14 protein-coding genes are annotated in these 17,194 nt (G+C 69.7%); 2 read left to right on the forward strand and 12 right to left on the reverse strand.

Translation table 11 applies throughout. The features are described 5' to 3' along the window. Positions 1–52: 52 nt before the first annotated feature. The 5 genes from AAHG03_RS11905 to recO all read right to left on the reverse strand — a co-directional run bounded on the left by AAHG03_RS11905 (position 53) and on the right by recO (position 5,969). Positions 53–781 (reverse strand): NUDIX hydrolase, encoded by a 729-nt coding sequence (locus AAHG03_RS11905; protein ID WP_342150883.1) that lies wholly within the window; start codon positions 779–781, stop codon positions 53–55. 106 nt (positions 782–887) lie between these two features. Then, on the reverse strand, positions 888–1,133 hold the full coding sequence (locus tag AAHG03_RS11910; protein ID WP_342150884.1) for a hypothetical protein: 246 nt from the start codon (positions 1,131–1,133) through the stop codon (positions 888–890). Positions 1,134–1,381: 248 nt separating this feature from the next. Further along, positions 1,382–2,470, reverse strand: a complete 1,089-nt coding sequence (locus AAHG03_RS11915) for a glycoside hydrolase family 19 protein (RefSeq protein ID WP_342150885.1) — start codon at positions 2,468–2,470, stop codon at positions 1,382–1,384. Positions 2,471–2,830: 360 nt separating this feature from the next. Then, positions 2,831–5,077 carry a DNA topoisomerase IV subunit A gene (parC, locus tag AAHG03_RS11920; protein ID WP_342150886.1) on the reverse strand — a complete coding sequence of 749 codons (2,247 nt, stop codon included), beginning with the start codon at positions 5,075–5,077 and terminating at the stop codon, positions 2,831–2,833. Positions 5,078–5,228: 151 nt separating this feature from the next. Further along, positions 5,229–5,969 carry a DNA repair protein RecO gene (gene recO, locus AAHG03_RS11925; RefSeq protein WP_342150887.1) on the reverse strand — a complete coding sequence of 247 codons (741 nt, stop codon included), beginning with the start codon at positions 5,967–5,969 and terminating at the stop codon, positions 5,229–5,231. A gap of 111 nt (positions 5,970–6,080) precedes the next feature. On the opposite strand from recO, the gene AAHG03_RS11930 reads away from it, so the two are divergent. Together AAHG03_RS11930 and AAHG03_RS11935 are read left to right on the forward strand one after the other, a co-directional pair. Next, the gene (locus tag AAHG03_RS11930) at positions 6,081–6,479 is read left to right on the forward strand and encodes a hypothetical protein (RefSeq protein WP_342150888.1); all 399 of its coding nucleotides are present in this window, start codon (positions 6,081–6,083) and stop codon (positions 6,477–6,479) included. 254 nt (positions 6,480–6,733) lie between these two features. Then, positions 6,734–7,438 carry a gamma-glutamylcyclotransferase gene (locus AAHG03_RS11935; protein WP_342150889.1) on the forward strand — a complete coding sequence of 235 codons (705 nt, stop codon included), beginning with the start codon at positions 6,734–6,736 and terminating at the stop codon, positions 7,436–7,438. A gap of 4 nt (positions 7,439–7,442) precedes the next feature. Here AAHG03_RS11935 and AAHG03_RS11940 read toward each other — a convergent pair whose 3' ends face one another. The 7 genes from AAHG03_RS11940 to AAHG03_RS11970 form a co-directional block, all read right to left on the reverse strand. Next, entirely contained in the window at positions 7,443–8,228 is a 786-nt protein-coding gene (locus tag AAHG03_RS11940; RefSeq protein WP_342150890.1) for a lytic murein transglycosylase, read from the reverse strand. A gap of 312 nt (positions 8,229–8,540) precedes the next feature. Continuing rightward, positions 8,541–12,062 carry a DNA polymerase III subunit alpha gene (gene dnaE / locus AAHG03_RS11945; protein ID WP_342151026.1) on the reverse strand — a complete coding sequence of 1,174 codons (3,522 nt, stop codon included), beginning with the start codon at positions 12,060–12,062 and terminating at the stop codon, positions 8,541–8,543. 508 nt (positions 12,063–12,570) lie between these two features. Continuing rightward, on the reverse strand, positions 12,571–13,251 hold the full coding sequence (locus AAHG03_RS11950; RefSeq protein WP_342150891.1) for a sulfotransferase family 2 domain-containing protein: 681 nt from the start codon (positions 13,249–13,251) through the stop codon (positions 12,571–12,573). A gap of 143 nt (positions 13,252–13,394) precedes the next feature. After that, complete coding sequence (locus tag AAHG03_RS11955) at positions 13,395–14,234, reverse strand: glycosyltransferase family 2 protein (protein ID WP_342150892.1); 840 nt, start codon at positions 14,232–14,234, stop codon at positions 13,395–13,397. A gap of 24 nt (positions 14,235–14,258) precedes the next feature. Next, a complete protein-coding gene (locus AAHG03_RS11960) occupies positions 14,259–15,134 on the reverse strand; it encodes a sulfotransferase family protein (protein WP_342150893.1) in 876 nt (291 codons plus the stop codon). 25 nt (positions 15,135–15,159) lie between these two features. Beyond that, positions 15,160–15,870 carry an ABC transporter ATP-binding protein gene (locus tag AAHG03_RS11965; protein WP_342150894.1) on the reverse strand — a complete coding sequence of 237 codons (711 nt, stop codon included), beginning with the start codon at positions 15,868–15,870 and terminating at the stop codon, positions 15,160–15,162. Positions 15,871–15,880: 10 nt separating this feature from the next. Continuing rightward, complete coding sequence (locus AAHG03_RS11970) at positions 15,881–17,188, reverse strand: lipoprotein-releasing ABC transporter permease subunit (RefSeq protein WP_342150895.1); 1,308 nt, start codon at positions 17,186–17,188, stop codon at positions 15,881–15,883. Positions 17,189–17,194: the final 6 nt, after the last annotated feature.

Here is a 17,194-nt window from a genome sequence, read left to right on the forward strand (position 1 = left end):
TGAGCATCGTCCCGAAAGGTGGTGGCCGGCTTTCGGAAGAAGACGATGCGGATCAGCGGGGTCGGCGGAAGCGGTAGAGTTCGGGCGGGCGGAACGAGGTGCCGGCCTCGCGCACGCCGGTGGGTTCGAGCCAGCTGCGGTCGAGCATCCGGCGGCGGAAGGCGGGCTTGTTGAGGGATGTGCCGAGGATCGCCTCGTGCACCTCTTGGAGCTGGCGCAGGGTGAAGCGCTCGGGCAGCAGCGCGAAGCCGACGGCCGAATAGTCGAGCTTGCCCCGCAGCCGCAGCATGGCGAGCGCCAGGATGTCGGCGTGGTCGAAGGCGAGGGCGAGCGGGCCGCCCTCCCCCGCATCCCGCACCGTGACCGGGCCGCCCGCCTCGCCGGCCCAGGGCACGTCGATGACGGCCGGCAGCAGCCCCGCGCCGTTGCGGGCGGCTGCCGTGAAAGCCGCCTCCGGCAGCAGCGCGAGATAGGCGACCGAGACGATGCGCATGCGCGGATCGCGGTCGATCGCGCCGAAGGTGTAGAGCTGTTCGAGGTGGAGGTCCGAGAGCCCCGCCTTCTCGCGCAGCACCCGCGCGGCGGCCGCATCCAGCGTCTCCGTCACGCCGACGAAGCCGCCGGGCAGCGCCCGGAGCCCGGCCTGCGGCGGCTCCTCGCGCCTCACGAGCATCACGGCCGGGCGGCCGTCGCGTATCCCCATCAGGACCACATCGACGGCGAGCGCGAGACGCCCGTAGGCGTCCGGATCGTAGGCGGCGAGAAACGCGTCCTCACTCATGACGGCCCCTTATTCTCGTCGTGCGAATAACTAAGATGCAGACCGCATCTATGTCAAGCGGGCGTGCCCATGCGATCCGGCCGCGAGCGCGAGGGATCGGGAGCGATCAGCAGATCCGGGCGTCGCTCGCTTGGACCGCGATGGTGAAGCTGCGCAGCGTCTTCGAACCCGCGCCGACATGGAGCTTGGTCAGCACCGGCAGGAACGCGAGGTCGTTCATCGACGGGACGACCACGATGGCGACGTCCTTGTCGTCGAGCACGGTGAGCGCGCGGGCCTTGATGTCGGCGTCGGGATCGGTGCCGGTCCCGGCGTAGACGCGGATCGCGCCCGACACCTTGTCGATCGGCATGATCGACCGTTCCATCGTCGGGAAGCGGATCATCGTATTCGCCTTGCGGGCAGTGTAGTCCCGGATCGTATCCGTGGTGCAACTGACGTAGCCCGGCGTCGAGGAGGGCGGGCAGGAGCCTTTTGCTTGGTCGATCTTTAAATATTAGTCGCTAATACAACTTGAAAGGCATTGCGGACGATAGCTCGACATTTGCGTGTCTGCGCCGTGACTCGCGCGCCCCAATGCGGCCGGGCCGGATTTGCCCCCTAACCCCGAAGCCGCGCCAGCATCGCGTCCGAATATGCGGTGCGCTGGGCGAGCCCGAGCATCCGGGGGCCGTTCACCAGCCGCGTGACGAGGCGGATGTCCCAGGCGTCGGCGGGCGGCAGGCATTGGCGCGTGGCGAGATACCAGCAGGCCGACAGCGCGGCGCCCTCCGCCGTTTCGCAGAGATCGGCGGCCTGTTCCGGGGTCTGGCCGATGCTTCTGGCGAAGTCCGCGTACTCGTCCTTGCCGGTGAGCTGGATCAGGCCCCGCCCACGATAGCGGTAGCCGTCGCCCGAGGCCTCGTCGCCGTTGCCGAGGCGGTTGGCGTAGACGCGGTTCGCGAGCTTGCGCGGATCGCGCAGGAACTGCGCAGCCTCGTCCTCGCTGGCGAAGTGCGGCCCGAACGCCCGCATCACCGCCTCGACATGGGTGTAGTACAGGTCTTCTACGACCTCGCTGAGCGCGTCGCCCGCCTCGACTAGGAACTGGCCGATGGCCGCCGCCTGCCGGCGGTCGGTGCCGAAATCGAACTTCGCGAAGGCGTCCTCCAGCGGGCGGCCCCACTTGCCGAGATCGACCCGCGGCGCGACCGCGTGGAGGGCTGCGGTGAAGCGGTCGGCCGCGGCGGGCGCGAGCGTGGGGACGGGCGGCGGGGCCACGGGCGCGATGTCGGCCGGCGCCGGGCTCGGAACCGGCAGCGCGGGTGCCGACGGGGGTGCCGACGGGGCCTGCGGCGCGGGCGCGCTCCTGGGCAGCACCAGCGACATCGAGTTCTCGACGAAATCCGCCCCGACATAGCCGGAGGCCGCGATCGCCAGGAGTTTTTGCAGCGTCAGGGCGGTGGTGAACTGGTCGAGGCCGGTGACGAGGCCAGCCAGGATGCCGGCGATGGCGCCGATCATGAAGCTGAGCGCGAGATAGGCGGCGTCGAACGGCGATTGCGGGGTGCCGCCGGTGCCGTTCAGCGAGCCGGCATTCTTGAGGCCGACGATGGCGCGCACGCCCTGGCCCAGCATCCCCATGATGCCGCACACCGCGAGAGCGACGAGGACTTGGCTCCCCGTCAGGGAAAACGGTTGTTCCGGCATGTGCATTGCCCCCGCGACGCGACGAGAAGTTTTACGATCGCGTGGGGGGATTGCAATCTGAGTTGCATTCGGATCGGGTGAATTTTAAATCTCGAGTTGCGCCGGCTTCGATCGGAGTTTTCGCCGGATCGGTGCGAGATTTTCGAGAGGGCGTCAGCGTTTTCGACTTGGCTTCCGAAGTCCGATCCGGTGCAATACTCTGCTTTATCCAACCCAAAACCCTCATCCTGAGGCGCTGCGAAGCAGCCTCGAAGGAGGTCTCCCGTGTATCACGCGATCCCTGGAGCCCTCCTTCGAGGCTTCGCCTTCGGCTCGCACCTCAGGATGAGGGGGTTGGGTGGGAGAACCCTGCCTTGCCCCCTACTTCCCGAACCGCTCGAACTTCGGAAAGCTGCGGCTCATCAGCTGGCCGGCCTCGGCGCGGTGGCCGATCCACTTTTCCAGCATGGCGGCGTTGGCGACCTTGGTCTGGCCCGAGCCGTCGCGCCAGGGCAGGCCCTCGGTGAGCGTGAACACGCAGGCGTCGGCGAGATGGCTCATGCGGCAGCGTTGCAGCCGCACGCCCTTGCCGCGGGCGAGTTCGGTGAGTTCGGAGGCCGGAAACACCAGCATCAGCTTGTCCGAGGAGCAGACCGCGACGTGGTCGCCCTCGGCCGGCACCAGCAGCACCGCCTTGGCGCCGTCGTCGAGGCCGAGGATCGCCTTGCCCTTGCGGGTGTTGGCCACCAGCGCGTCGGAGGGCGCGATGAAGCCGCGCCCGTCGGACGAGGCGAGCAGGAGCTTGCTGTCCGGCTTGTACGGCAGGGCGGCGACGATCTCGGTGCCGTCGTCGAGATCGACCATCAGCCGCACCGGATCGCCGAAGCCGCGCCCGCCCGGCAGCTTCGAGGCCTCGATGGTGAAGACCTTGCCGTTGGAGGCCAGCAGCAGGAGCTTTTGCGTGGTCTCGCTCGGGAACGACACCTTGAGCGTGTCGTCGCCCTTGAAGGCGACGCCCGACAGGTCGGCGACGTGGCCCTTGAGCGCGCGAATCCAGCCTTTTTCGGAGAGAATCACCGTGATCGGCTCGCGCTCGACCATGGCCGCGGTGAAGTCGATGCCGGCCGTGTCCGGCGGGTTTTCGAGCGTGGTGCGGCGTTTGCCGAGTTTCGTGTCCGGCCCAAAGGTCTTCTTCACCGCGCGGATTTGCTTCGTGATCTCCGACCACTGAAGCTTCTCGGAGCCCAGCAGCGCCTCGATGCCGGCCTTCTCGGCGGTCAGCGCGTCGAACTCCCGCTTCAGCTCCATCTCTTCGAGCTTACGGAGCGACCGCAGGCGGGTGTCGAGGATCGCGTTGGCCTGGACTTCCGTCAGCTCGAACCGGGCCATCAGGGCGGGCTTGGGCTCGTCCTCCTCGCGGATGATGCGGATCACCTCGTCGAGGTCGAGATAGACGATGAGCAGGCCGCCCAGGATTTCGAGGCGCCGGTCGATCTGGCCGAGGCGGTAGGTCGAGCGGCGTTGCAGCACGACACGGCGGTGATCGACCCATTCCCGCAGGCACTCGGCGAGCCCGATCACGCGCGGCACCACGCCGCCGACGAGCACGTTGAGGTTGAGCGGAACCCGCGCCTCCAGCTCGGAGAGCCGGAACAGCGATTCCATCAGCATCACCGGATCGACCGAGCGCGAGCGCGGCTCCAGCACGACGCGCACGTCCTCGGCCGATTCGTCGCGCACGTCGGCCAAGAGCGGCAGCTTCTTCTCCTGGAGGAGGTCGGCCAGCTTCTCGATGAGGCGGGCCTTCGGCACGCCGTAGGGAATCTCGGTGACGACGATGTTCCACGTGCCGCGGCCCAGATCCTCCTTGGCCCAGCGGGCGCGCACCCGGAAACCGCCGCGGCCGGTGCGGTAGGCCTCGCGGATGGTCTCGGGCGTGTCGATCAGGATGCCGCCGGTGGGGAAGTCCGGGCCCTGGACGAAGGTGCAGAGCTGTTCGGACGACGCCTCGCGGTTCTGGATCAGGTAGAGGGCCGCGTCGCAGAGTTCGGCGGCGTTGTGCGGCGGGATCGAGGTCGCCATGCCGACCGCGATGCCCTGGCTGCCGTTGGCCAGCAGGTTCGGGAAGGCCGCGGGGAGAACGACCGGTTCGTCCTTCTCGCCGTTGTAGGAGGGACGGAAATCGACCGTGTCCTCGTCGATCCCGTCTAGCAGCAGCCGGGCGACTTCGGTCAGCCGCGCCTCGGTGTAGCGGTAGGCGGCGGGGCCGTCGCCGTCGATATTGCCGAAATTGCCCTGGCCATCGACCAGCGGGTAGCGCTGGGCGAAGTCCTGGGAGAGGCGCACCAGCGCGTCGTAGATCGCCTGATCGCCGTGGGGGTGGAAGTCACCCATCACGTCGCCGACGATCTTTGCGCACTTCTTGAACGCCGCCGTGGGGTTCAAGCGCAGCAGGTTCATGCCGTGCAGGATGCGCCGATGCACGGGCTTGAGGCCGTCGCGGGCGTCCGGCAGCGCGCGTTGCATGATCGTGGAGAGCGCGTAGGCGTAGTAGCGCTCTTCCAGCGCCGTCTTCAGCTCGACGCTCTCGATGCCGTCGCCCGGCGGCGGCAGGACGGGCTGGCCCATCGTTCACTCCACGACTTACTAAACCGGACGACGACCCTTCGTCGTCCGCCCCCGCGAATGCGGGGCGGCGAACGTTCGCCGGGCGCAGCGCGGGCGGCCTCGGCCGTCCGCGCTGCACAAAAGAATCACGAAGAACATAGCACGAACATCGTCACCCCTGGCCAGTGCCGTGTGCGACGAATCGTGCCCGCTCCTCCGGCGGCGCCAGCGCGCGGGGGCGCCAGACGTGCTGATCGAGGAAATACCCCGTCAAGGTAAACCCCTCCCGAACGTCGTGGGCGTCGGGCGTGCGCCAGCCGCTGCCGGGCTGGTCGCGGTCGCGCAGGAAGGGGGGCAAGGCCAGCAGCCGGTCGCGGTACGGCTCGCCCGCCGAGGCGCTGACCGCCCGCCCGCTCTTCGGGGAGACGTAGATCAGCGCGTCGTTGGCGCCCGTCGCTGCGCAGTGCGCAAGGTCGAGCCCGAAGCCGAGGCCGGCCAGCACCGCAAGTTCGAACCGCACCATCAGGGCCGGGGCGATGGCGGGGGAATCGAGATGCTCGATCAGCACCCGCGCGGCCTCGTAGAGATCGGGATGGGGGTCGCGCTCCGGTAGCAGCCGCAGCAGGGCGCAGAGATGACCGATGCCGTACAGTGCCAGCCCCGAGCCCATCAGCCGCGACACCTCCGAGCGCAGGGGCTCGACCGTGTAGGCGCCGAGCGCCCCGTCGAGCCGGGCCCGCCACGTCGCGCGCACGAGGTTGCCCGGCTGAAGCACCGGCTGCATCCGCCGCGAGCGCCCGCCATGGACGAGCCCGAGATGGCGCCCGCGCTCCGGCGTCATCAGTTCGAGCACGACGGACGTCTCGCCGTGCCGCCGCAGGCCCAGCACGAGGCCCTCGTCGATCCATTGCATGGGGGGAAGATAGGGGCTTTTCGGGTGTTCGGGATGGCCCCCCGCGCCGCCGGGCCCGTTTCACGCAGGGCTCGAAACGGCTACGCTTCTCGCGGGGCGGGAGATTCGGCGATGCGCAGCAGCGGGGTGTGGGGCGCGGCGGGGCTCGCCGTCTGGCTCGGCGCCTGCACCACGACCGCGCCGCCCCCCGCGACGGGCGCCCCCGCCGGCACCCTGCGCGAGCGCATCGCCGCCCTGGCGCTGGGGCAGGTCGAGTTCGGCTCGGTGTCGCTGCTGCCGGTGCGGCTGGAGCACAGCCGCCTCGCCGGCCCGTTCGAGGATGGCGGGCGGCGGCTCTACTGCGTCAGGACGCGGATGTACGGGCGGACTTTCGGGAAGCCGGAGCGGCCAAAGATCGTGGTGCGGGACGACGGCGGCGCGCTCAGCGTGCTGCGCGATGAGGACGACGTGTGCGAGGGGCATCGCAGTGAGCCGTTTCCGGAGTTGGATACGGCAAGCGCGCCGGCCTGAACCCTCCCCCCTCCGCGGGGGAGGGTGTCCGCGGAGCGGACGGGAGAGGGGCAGCGCGACGGCGCCGCTTGGCCGCCATCGTCCAGGGATCTCCGGAAGCGTCGCTCCCCTCTCCCGCCCCTCGCTTACCCGAGGCCCACCCTCCCCCGCGGAGGGGGGAGGGCGATGCAGCGGCGTTCCATGAGCCATCTTCGTGGCGGCCCTGAGCCGCCACGGGTTGCGCGGCGCCGCCCGGAATGGTCCGCTCCCGGCCCATGCCGCCTCGTCCCCCCTCCCCCGCCCTCTCCCTCGACCTCATCGCCCGCGCCCACCCCCGGAAGATCGCGGACGACCCGTCGGCGCTGGCGCTCCTCACCGACGAGGACATGGCGCCCGATCTCGCCGCGATGCTGGCGCGCCGCCTCTCGCCCGAGGGGGGCCTGTGGGTGTTCGCCTACGGTTCGCTGCTATGGAATCCGGAATTCGCGTTTACGGAAAAGCGCGTCGGCACGGTGCGGGGCTGGCACCGGCGGTTCTGCCTGTTGCAGCACCGGTTCCGCGGCACGCTCGATAAGCCGGGGCTCGTGCTGGCGCTGGAGCCCGGCGGGCTGTGCCGGGGCGTCGCGTTCCGGCTCGACGATTCCGACCCGCACGCGACGCTGATGCCGGTCTGGCGGCGCGAGATGAAGGGCAAGGGCTACGAGGCCCGCTGGGTCAGCGTCGCGACCGAGGGGGGACCGCTGCCGGCGCTCACCTTCGTGGCGAACCGCTCGAGCGAGCGCTACACCGGCCGCCTGCCGGACGCGGCGCTGGCCGACCTCATCGCGACGGCCTGCGGGCATCTCGGCCCCAGCGCCGAGTACCTGTTCCGCACCGCGGAGACCTGCGCGGCGCTCGGCATCCGCGACCGGCATCTGTGGAGCCTGCAACGGCTCGTGGCCGAGCGGTTGGAACGGCGGGCCGGGAACGGCCCGCCGTGACGGCTTACTGCCCGTCGATGCGCGCGCCCAGGATCGCGATGGCGCGCTGGTAGACGCCGGCCGCGTTCCAGCCCTGGATCGCCGCGAAGTTCGGCTCGCCGGGCTGGTAGCCCGCGCCGCGCTGCCAACCGTGACCCTTGAGGAAGTTCGCCGTCGAGTTCAGGGCGACGGGGGCGCTATCGAGGCTGCCGCCGACGCCGTAGGTGAGGACGTTCTTCGGGAGGAACTGGGTGTGGCCGACCTCGCCGTGGGCGGCGCCGCGGGTACTCGGCGTGATGATGCCGGCATCCACGAGCTTCAGCGCGGCGTAGAGCTGGTCGGTGAAGAAGGCCGAGCGGCGGCAATCGTAGGCGAGCGTCGCCACCGCCGAGAGCGTGTTGACGTTGCCCTTCACGGCGCCGAAGCCGGTCTCCATGCCCCAGATCGCGATCAGCGGGCCCGGCGGCACGCCGTAGCGCTGCTCGATCGAGGCGAAGAGCGCCGCGTTCTGCGCCTTGAGGGCACGCCCGCGCGAGACGATGGTGTTGCCGCCGCGCTTGGCCAGGAACTGGTCGAGCGAGAGCTTGAAGCTCTTCTGGCCGCGGTCGGCCGAGATCGTCGCCGTGGAATACGAGGTGCCCTGGAGCGCCTGCAGGCTCGCGGCGCTGGCCCGGCCGCGGGCCTCGGCGGCGAACTCGTCCTTCCAGGCCTCGAACCCGGCGGCGGTGTTGCCGCATTGCGCGGCCTGCGCCCCGCCGGCGAGCGCCGTCAAGCCGGCCGCCACGAGCATCCTGAACCCGTGTCTGGTCATCACCGTCAATCCTCCAGGCGGCGCCCTGCCGGCGCCGCGGCCACTTCGAACAGCTCGGCCGCTGCAACGCTTCTAGCCGAAGTCGAAGCCATCATCCGATGTTTTGCCGAGAACCGGGCACCGGAGGACCACTGAGCTGTGGCGCCCGTAAGGCCGAGCAAGCCCGAAGCGTGGCCATGGTAAAAAAAGTCCGAGGTTTCGAAAGGACTACGTCCTTTCGCGGGTCCAGGGCAGAGCCCTGGGTTTGGCAGGGAGACCGGGGCTCTGCCCCGGTGCCCCGGCAAAGGGATGATCCCTTTGCGATCCCGGATTTCAGTTCATCTCGACTTGGACCACGCCCGGCACGGCCCGGAGCGCGCCCGCGACCTGCGGGGTCGCTTGATACCGACCGGGGAGCTTGACCTCGACCTCGCGGTCGCCGCCGTCGAGGATAAGGATCAGCGAGACCTCGCCCTCGCCGCGCAGCGAGAGCTGCTTGTGCACCGAGCCGATCGGGCGGTCGTCGCGCAGGTAGATGCGCATGCCCTTCTGGTGGCGGGCGGCGGCCTGATCCAGCGGCTCGGCGGTGGTGATGCGGGCGCGCACGTCCTCGCCCTCCAGGTTGGCCTGCAGCGTCAGCACCAGCGGGCGGCCCGGTTCGAGGATGTCGCGGTACTGGTTGAGGCCTTCCGAGAAGATGATCGCCTCGAAATGCCCGGTCTGGTCCGAGAGCGTGACGATGCCGAGCTTGTTGCCGCTCTTGGTGCGCCGCTCCGAGCGGTCGAGCACCGAGGCCGCGACCCGTCCGACCTGGGCCGAGCCGGAGCGCACCGCCCGGCAGAAATCCGCCCAGGACTGCACCCGCAGCTTTTCGAGGATCTGGCCGTACTCGTCGAGCGGATGGCCCGAGAGGAAGAAGCCGATGGCGTCGCATTCGCGCTTCAGCTTGTCGGTGAGCGTCCAGAACTCGTGCGGCGGGATGCGCAAGGAAACGTCCACGGAGGCGACGCCGCCGAACATGTCCATGATGCCCGAGGTCTCGGCCTCGGCAGCACCCTGGGCCATCTTCATCATCGGCTCGACGGCGGCCCAGGCGCGGGCCCGGTCCGGCTCGATGCAGTCGAGGGCGCCGGCCGCGATCAGGTTCTCCAGCGTGCGCTTGTTGACGTGGCGCGGATTGAGGCGGCGCGCGAAGCAGGCCAAATCCTTGAACGGCTTGTCGCCCCGCGCCGCGACGATCGACTCCACCGCCGCGCGGCCGACGCCCTTGATGGCGGCGAGCGCGTAGAGGATGCGGTCCTCCCGCACGTCGAACACGACGCCCGAGGTGTTCACGGACGGCGGCTCGACGGTGATCTTGAGGCGCTGCGCGTCCTGGCGGAATTCGGCGAGCTTGTCGGTGTTGTCGAGGTCGAGCGTCATGGCCGCGGCCAGGAACTCGACCGGGTAATTCGCCTTCAGATAGGCCGTATGATAGGTCACCAGCGCGTAGGCGGCGGCGTGGGACTTGTTGAAGCCGTAGTCCGCGAACTTCGCGAGAAGATCGAAGATCTCGTTGGCCTTGGCCTGCGAAATGCCGCTCGCCTCGCAGCCCTTCACGAAGCGGTCGCGCTGGGCGTCCATCTCCGCCTTGATCTTCTTGCCCATGGCGCGCCGGAGCATGTCGGCCTCGCCGAGCGAGTAGCCGGCGAGGACTTTCGCGACCTCCATCACCTGCTCTTGGTAGACGATGATCCCGAACGTCTCCCGCAGGATCGGCTCCAGCATCGGGTGCGGATACCAGCTCGCCTCGTTGCCGGCGTCGCGCCCGAGCTTGCGCTCGCAATAGACCGGGATGTTGGCCATCGGGCCCGGCCGGTAGAGCGCCACCAGCGCGATGATGTCCTCCAGCCGGTCGGCCTGCATCTCGCAGAGCGCCTTGCGCATGCCCGCGGATTCCACCTGGAACACGCCGACCGTCTCGCCCCGGCCCATGGGCACGTAGGTCTGCTTGTCGTCCAATGGAATTTGGGCGAGGTCCACCTCGATGCCGCGCTGCTTGAGCAGGTCGGTGCAGCACCGCAGCATCGTGAGCGTCTTGAGGCCCAAGAAATCGAATTTGACGAGGCCGGCCTGCTCGACCCACTTCATGTTGAACTGGGTCACCCGCATGCCCGTCTTCGGGTCTCGGTAGAGCGGCACCAGCTCTTCGAGGGGGCGATCACCGATCACCACGCCGGCGGCGTGGGTCGAGGCGTGGCGGTGCAGACCCTCCAGCTTCTTCGAGATCTCCATCAGCCGGGCGACGATGGGCTCTTCCTCGATCGCCTGCTGGAGCTTGGGCTCGCCCTCGATCGCCTGCTCCAGCGTCACTGGGTTGGCCGGGTTCTGCGGCACGAGCTTGGTCAGCTTGTCGACCTGCCCGTAGGGCATCTCCAAGACGCGGCCGACGTCGCGCAGCACGCCGCGGGCGAGCAACGTACCGAAGGTGATGATCTGCCCGACCTGCCGCTCGCCGTAGCGCTGCTGCACGTAGCGGATCACCCGCTCGCGGCCCTCGACGCAGAAGTCGATGTCGAAATCCGGCATCGAGACGCGCTCGGGGTTGAGGAAGCGCTCGAACAGCAGGCCGAAGCGCAGCGGGTCGAGATCGGTGATGAGCAGCGACCACGCCACCAGCGAGCCCGCGCCCGAGCCGCGGCCCGGACCCACCGGGATGTCGTGGTCCTTGGCCCACTTGATGAAGTCCGAGACGATGAGGAAGTAGCCCGGGAACTTCATCTTGACGATGACGTCCAACTCGAACTTCAGGCGCTTGCGGTAATCGTCCTCGGAAAAACCCGGCGCGGTGCCGTGCTGTTGCAGGCGCAGTTCGAGGCCGGCTTCGGCCTGACGGCAGAGTTCGGTCGGCTCGTCGGCGGCGACCTCTTGGATCGGCGCGTCGGCGGCTTCGGCCAGAACCTCGGCCATGGGGGGCGCCTCGCCCGCAGCGACGACCGAAAAATTCGGCAGGATCGGTTTGCGGGTGCGCACCCGGACGGCGCAGCGCATGGCGATCTCGACCGTCGCGGCGAGCGCGTCCGGCAAATCCCGAAAAAGCTCCAGCATCTGCGCGCGGGTGGTGAAGGCGTGGCGCGGCGTCAGCCGGCGGCGGCGCTCGTCCGAGACGAGGCGGCCGTCGGCGATGGCGAGCAGCGCGTCGTGGGCGCCGTAATCGTCGGGCTTGGCGAAGAACGGCTCGTTCGTCGCCACCAGCCCGAGGCCGTGGCGGTCGGCGAGCCGCAGCAGCTCGCGCTCGACCGCGCGCTCGTCGTCGAGGCCGTGGCGCTGGACCTCGACGTAGAGCCGCTCCTCGCCGAAGGCGCCCTTCAGCACCTCCAGGCGCCGCGCCGCCTGATCGACGCGGCCGGCCCGCAGGCAGGTGTCGAGCGGCCCCGTCAGGCCGCCGGTCAGGCCGATCAGGCCATCGACGTTGCCCTCCAGCGCGGAGACCGCGACGTTGGGCGCCGCGCCCAGCGGCCCGTCGAAATAGGCCCGGCTCGCCAGCCGCAGCAGGTTGCCGTAGCCGGTCTCGTCCTGGGCCAGCAGCACGATGTTGGCGCACGCGGCCTGGGGCATGCGCGCCATCGGATCGGGCGCCTCGAAGCAGACGGTGAGCTGGAGGCCCGCGATCGGCTGGATGCCGGTGCCCGCGGCTTTTTCCGAGAACTCGAGCGCGCCGAACAGGTTGTTGGTGTCGGTGAGCGCCAGCGCCGGCTGCCGGTCGGCGGCCGCCGCCTTCACGATGTCGGCGACCTTCACGCCGCCTTCGAGCAGCGAGTAGGACGAGTGGACGTGGAGGTGGACGAAGCCAACCTCCTTCAGCACTTTCACGATGCGGACCCGCCCTGAGCAGCCAAGCTTCCGGCCCAGCCAGCGTCCGGGCGCCTTAACGCGCAGTTAAGACGCCACTAGGGCCGAGACCGCATCTTTCCTCGAAGCACATCAGCGACAACGCATCCAACGCCCTACGTTGCCGGGGCGACAAGATCGCTGTGGATCGAAGACCCCCGACCAGAACGAAACAAGATCGTTTAATGGATCGGCGCCAAGGCTACCGCCCACAGCGCGACCGCGCCGAACAGCATGCCGAAGGCGGTGAACTCGACGAGGTTGGTGAGGAACCCGCGCTTGGCCATCTGCTCGCTCCCTGGTGATGAGGCGAGTTTTGTTCTTGTTTTGTTCTTTGTAAAGCCCGAAATGGCGGAGGATGGCGGCAGGGTGAACGGAAGGTTGACGAAGCTCCAAAGGCGTGGCCGAGCGGACACAGCGTAGCGCACAGGACAGGGCGCTCTCCTCCCCGCAAGGGGGAGGGGACACGCGCTCAGTCCGGCATCCGTCGCGGTCAGTCGGAAGCCGCCTTCGCCCCCACCGGAACCGGCAACGGATACCCGAAGCGCTCGTAATCCTCGCGGTACAGGTCCGCGATGTGGCGGCGGGCTTCGTCGCCGACGGTGACGGGCTCGTTCGCGGTGCCCATCCAGTCGAGGCGGACCGAGAGCACGTTGACGGGTTCCACCCAGTCCGGCAGCGCGGCCTCGGGGGCGGCGAGGCCGCGGAGGTAGTCGATCACCGCGCCGAGCCCGCTCTCCAGGCGGAAGACGCGGGCGCCCTCGGGCACGAGGCGGTGCATCGGCAGGAGGTGGTTGTCGAGGGCAAAGCGCTGGCCGATCGTGGCCCGGTCGAGGCCGAGCACCCAGGCGTCGAAGCTCGTCTCCGGCGGGATCGAGCCCTCGACCAGCTTCTGGAACTTGTAGGCCGAGACGAGGCGCGGCAGCGGATCGCGCACCACCGCGAACACCTCGTCGAAGAAGTCCGCGGGAAACAGCCGCCCGAGGCTCTCGACATCGAGGTGCTGGGGCGAGCTGCGGGTCCAGCGGTCGGGCGCGTCCACGGCGTAGAACTGCTCGTCGGCCAAGGCGAGCGGCCCGAACTGCGCCCGCAGATAGGCCTCCATCGCCGTCCCGGCCGCCTTGGGCACGTGGCAATAGTAGACGAGGCGGCCGTTGATGCGAACGATCGGCATGAACTCAGGGACAGAGTTTCGTCGGGGCGGGAGGCGGTCGGCCGGCGAGGCGCCCGCGGCGCGTCGAGGGGCTTCGAGTCTCACGCCTCGCGGCGGGTTGGCAACCCCGGACGGGCCGCAATCCCGCTGCGGTGGTATCCGCGTCAGGTCCGGGCGACGGGGAGCGCCGCCAGCGCCTGCTTGAGGCGCTCGTCGCGGATCAGGCTTCCGTCGCGCAGGCCCGCTCCGATGCGGGCCGCGTCGTAGAGGTCGCCCTCGTAGACCGCGTCGAGCCCGTCGCGGCGGAGCGTGTCGTAGAGAATGCGCCACGTGCTGCCGATGCCCGGATCGAGGTCGGTGTTGCGGGCGTAGGCCGCCCCGCCCTTGGCGATCTTGTTGACGAGCTGCGCGCGGGTCCGCACCGGGAAATGCAGGATCAGGATCGGCGCGGGGGCGACGGACGGGGCTTGGCCCGGCCGGGTGGCGGCGTGGTTGCCCTGCGCCACCTCGATGTCGGCGGCGCCGCGATGGGCCACCTTGCCGGGCAGCGGCCGGCCGAGCGGGTTGAGGCTGACGCGGCAGCGCACGTCCATCCGCTGCCAGAACCGGCCGGTCTCGGGCGTGCGGGCGACGAAGTTGGTGCGCTCGGCCGACGCCGCGAGGGCGTCGGGCGGGATCGTCGCGAGGGCGTCCCGCAGCGAGCCGTGGCGCGGCCACCAGAACTCGTCGGCGTCGTTGTTGATCACCCACGCGGCGCCGAATTCGTCGAAGGCGCGGCGTGCCATCGCGGTCACCCATCGGCCTTGGGCGTAATCGTCCTCCGGCTGGTGCAGGTAGGTGAGCACGCCGCTTCGCGCGAAGTCGTGGGCGATCTCGGCGGTGCCGTCGACGGAGGCGTTGTCCATCAGGATCACGTGATCGACGCCCCGGTCGAGATGGAACGCGAGGTTCTCCCGCAGGATGTCCTCCTCGTCGCGCACCAGCAGGGTCATCACGATCGTCATCGCATCCGCGCCCGATTTCGCGCCTCAAACGGCGCTGGTCTCGTAGCCGAGGTCGGCCAGCAGCGGCCCGGCGATCCGCTCGTAGGCCTGGATTTCGCCCCGCGTCATCTCGGTGCGCCAGCGGCCGATGCGGCTCGCGTCGGGCTCCTTTGCCGTCAGGGCGTGGATCGACAGGAAGCGCTCGATCGTCACCTCCTGCGTCGGCGGGACGCCGAAGGGCCGGACGAACTCGGCCATGCGTTCGGGCGCGCGCCGGTGATAGTCCAGCATCAGGGGATCGAAGGCGAGGTCGAGGCGGGCGCAGAGCGCGGTCAGCACGCGGGCCGGATCGGCGACGAGATCCTCGTAGCGGATCTCGACGGCGTCGGCCGCCTCGCAGAGGCGCCGGGTCCGCTCGATCTCGCTCACCCAGAACCGGGCCTGCGCCTCGACGTCGTCGCCGCGCCCGAACCACAGCCCGCGATAGGACAGGGCGACATCCCGGCCGTCGCGGACGATGTGGACGAAGAGGGCCTCCGGCAGCGCGGCGGCGATGACCGGGACGAGGCCGCGATAGGGCGGGGTCTTGTCGCCCCAGCGCGCCTTGCCGCGCTGGGCCGCGTAGAGGCGGTAGAACGCCCGCGCGACCGCGGCCGGGGTGGTCGCGTCTTCCGCCGCGACAGCTTGGGCGAGCGCCTGCGCTTCCATGCCCATGTTCGGCCAGGTCTCGCTGCCGGTGATGCGCGCGACGAGCGCGTCCGGCGAGGCGCCGGGTTCGGCGGAGAGCAGCGCGCCGAGGAAATGCGTCTCGGTCGGGATCGCGAGGTCGGGATGGGCGTCGAGCATCAGCCGCAGCAGCGTCGTGCCCGAGCGCCCGACGCCGACGACGAAGGGGGCGGGGGGCGGCGTCCGTGTGCTCACTCGACTGTCCCTCCGTGACGACCCGTCACCCCACCTGCTCGATCATCCCGTCGCGGATGGTCACGCGCCGGTCCATGCGGGCGGCCAGCTCCATGTTGTGGGTGGCGATGAGCGCGGCGAGCCCCGAGGCGCGCACGAGCTGGAGCAGGATGTTGAACACCCGGCCCGAGGTCTGCGGGTCGAGGTTGCCGGTGGGCTCGTCGGCGAGCAGCAGGCGCGGGCCGTTGGCGACCGCGCGGGCGATGGCGACGCGCTGCTGCTCGCCGCCGGACAGCTCGGCCGGGCGGTGCGGCAGGCGCTCCTTGAGGCCGAGGAAGCTCAGGAGTTCGGCCGCGCGCGCCTCCGCTTCTTTCCGGCCGAGGCCGCGGATGAGTTGGGGCAGCACCACGTTCTCCAGCGCCGAGAACTCCGGCAGCAGGTGGTGGAACTGGTAGACGAAGCCCATCTCCTCGCGCCGCAGCCGGGTGCGCTCGCCGTCGGACATCGCGGCGGTGGGCTGGCCGCCGATATAGACCTCGCCGCCGTCCGGCCGCTCCAAGAGGCCCGCAAGGTGGAGCAGCGTCGACTTGCCGGCGCCGGAGGGGGCGACCAGCGCGACGAGTTCGCCCGGCCAGATGGCCAGATCGGTGCCGCGCAGGATTTCCAGCGCGCCCTCCCGTTGCGGGTAGCGGCGCTCGACGCCCGAGAAGAACAGGGCCGGCACCGGCTGCGCGGCGCCGGCTTGCGACTGTGCCATGGAGATTCCGTCAGCCGTAGCGCAGGGCCTGCACCGGATCGAGCCGGGCGGCGCGCCAGGAGGGATAGAGGGTCGCGGCGAGCGAGAGCAGGATCGAGGTGACCACGATGATCGTGACCTCGGTGGTGTTCATCTCGGCCGGGATCTCGGCGAGGAAGCGCACCGTCGGGTCCCAGGCGCCGGGAAACAGCGTGCGCTGGATCGGCTTGATGTTGAGGGTGAACAAGACCCCGCCGATCAGCCCGATCACCGTGCCGACGAGGCCGATCAGCGCCCCGTTGATGAGGAACACCCGCATGATCGTGCCGGGCGTCGCCCCCATGGTGCGCAGGATGGCGATGTCCGAGGACTTGTCGCGCACGAGCAGGATCAGGCCGGAGATGATGTTGAGCGTCGCCACGATGACGATGAGGTTGAGGATGAGGAACATCACGTTCCGCTCCACCTCCAGCGCGCCGAAGAAGGTGCGGTTGGTCTGGCGCCAGTCGGTCAACAGGATCGGCCGCTCGGCGGCGAGTTCGAGGGGCTCGCGCATCTCGGCGACCGTGTCGGCGTCGTCGAGATAGATCTCGATCAGGCTGACATCGCCGTCGCGGTTGAAGAAGGCCTGCGCCTCGGTGAGCGGCATGAAAGCCATGGTGGTGTCGAAATCGGTGACCCCGATCTCGAAGATCGCCTTCACGGTGTAGGACTTCGAGCGCGGCGCGGTGCCGAACGGCGTGCTCGCGCCCTTCGGCGTCTGCAGCGTGACCTGATCGCCCGCCTGGAGCCCGAGGGAATCGGCCAGACGCTTGCCCAGCGCCAGCCCGGTGCCGTCGTCGAAGCCCTCCAGCGTGCCGCTCTTGATGGCGGTGGAGACGGCGGGAATCTTGGCGAGATCGGCCTCGCGCACGCCGCGCACCAGTACGCCGGAGCCGCCATAGGGCGAGGAGGCGAAGGCCTGCCCCTGCACCATCGGCACCACGGCGCGCACGCCCGCGACCTTCTCCAGCCGCTCGGAGAGATCGACGTAGTCGGTGAACAGCTTGTCGATCGGCGCGGCGAAGACGTGGCCGTTCAGCCCGATGATCTTCGAGCGCAGCTCGGTGCGGAAGCCGTTCATCACCGAGAGCACGATGATGAGGGTGGCGACGCCGACCGCGATGCCGAGCACCGAGAACAGGGCGACGACCGAGACGCCGCCGCCCCGGCGCCGGGCGCGGAGATAGCGGCCCGCGATCAGCCACTCGAAGCCCGCGAAGGGCCGCGTCGAGGCGCTCGCCCGCGCATTGCGCAATCGGGCGAGCGCGCCCTTCCAGTCGCCGAGCGCGCGCGCCATCGCGAC

Origin of the sequence: Methylorubrum subtropicum (genome assembly GCF_038442325.1) — a bacterium.
GTDB classification, from domain to species: domain Bacteria; phylum Pseudomonadota; class Alphaproteobacteria; order Rhizobiales; family Beijerinckiaceae; genus Methylobacterium; species Methylobacterium subtropicum.

What these genes read in the sequence shown, in the direction of transcription:
- AAHG03_RS11905 (WP_342150883.1), bottom strand. Translation starts at nt 781, where the DNA reads ATGAGTGAGGACGCGTTTCTCGCCGCCTACGATCCGGACGCCTACGGG.
- AAHG03_RS11970 (WP_342150895.1), bottom strand. Translation starts at nt 17,188, where the DNA reads ATGGCGCGCGCGCTCGGCGACTGGAAGGGCGCGCTCGCCCGATTGCGC.
- AAHG03_RS11950 (WP_342150891.1), bottom strand. Translation starts at nt 13,251, where the DNA reads ATGCCGATCGTTCGCATCAACGGCCGCCTCGTCTACTATTGCCACGTG.
- AAHG03_RS11965 (WP_342150894.1), bottom strand. Translation starts at nt 15,870, where the DNA reads ATGGCACAGTCGCAAGCCGGCGCCGCGCAGCCGGTGCCGGCCCTGTTC.
- AAHG03_RS11930 (WP_342150888.1), top strand. Translation starts at nt 6,081, where the DNA reads ATGCGCAGCAGCGGGGTGTGGGGCGCGGCGGGGCTCGCCGTCTGGCTC.
- parC (WP_342150886.1), bottom strand. Translation starts at nt 5,077, where the DNA reads ATGGGCCAGCCCGTCCTGCCGCCGCCGGGCGACGGCATCGAGAGCGTC.
- recO (WP_342150887.1), bottom strand. Translation starts at nt 5,969, where the DNA reads ATGCAATGGATCGACGAGGGCCTCGTGCTGGGCCTGCGGCGGCACGGC.
- AAHG03_RS11915 (WP_342150885.1), bottom strand. Translation starts at nt 2,470, where the DNA reads ATGCCGGAACAACCGTTTTCCCTGACGGGGAGCCAAGTCCTCGTCGCT.
- AAHG03_RS11910 (WP_342150884.1), bottom strand. Translation starts at nt 1,133, where the DNA reads ATGCCGATCGACAAGGTGTCGGGCGCGATCCGCGTCTACGCCGGGACC.
- AAHG03_RS11940 (WP_342150890.1), bottom strand. Translation starts at nt 8,228, where the DNA reads ATGACCAGACACGGGTTCAGGATGCTCGTGGCGGCCGGCTTGACGGCG.
- AAHG03_RS11955 (WP_342150892.1), bottom strand. Translation starts at nt 14,234, where the DNA reads ATGACGATCGTGATGACCCTGCTGGTGCGCGACGAGGAGGACATCCTG.
- AAHG03_RS11935 (WP_342150889.1), top strand. Translation starts at nt 6,734, where the DNA reads ATGCCGCCTCGTCCCCCCTCCCCCGCCCTCTCCCTCGACCTCATCGCC.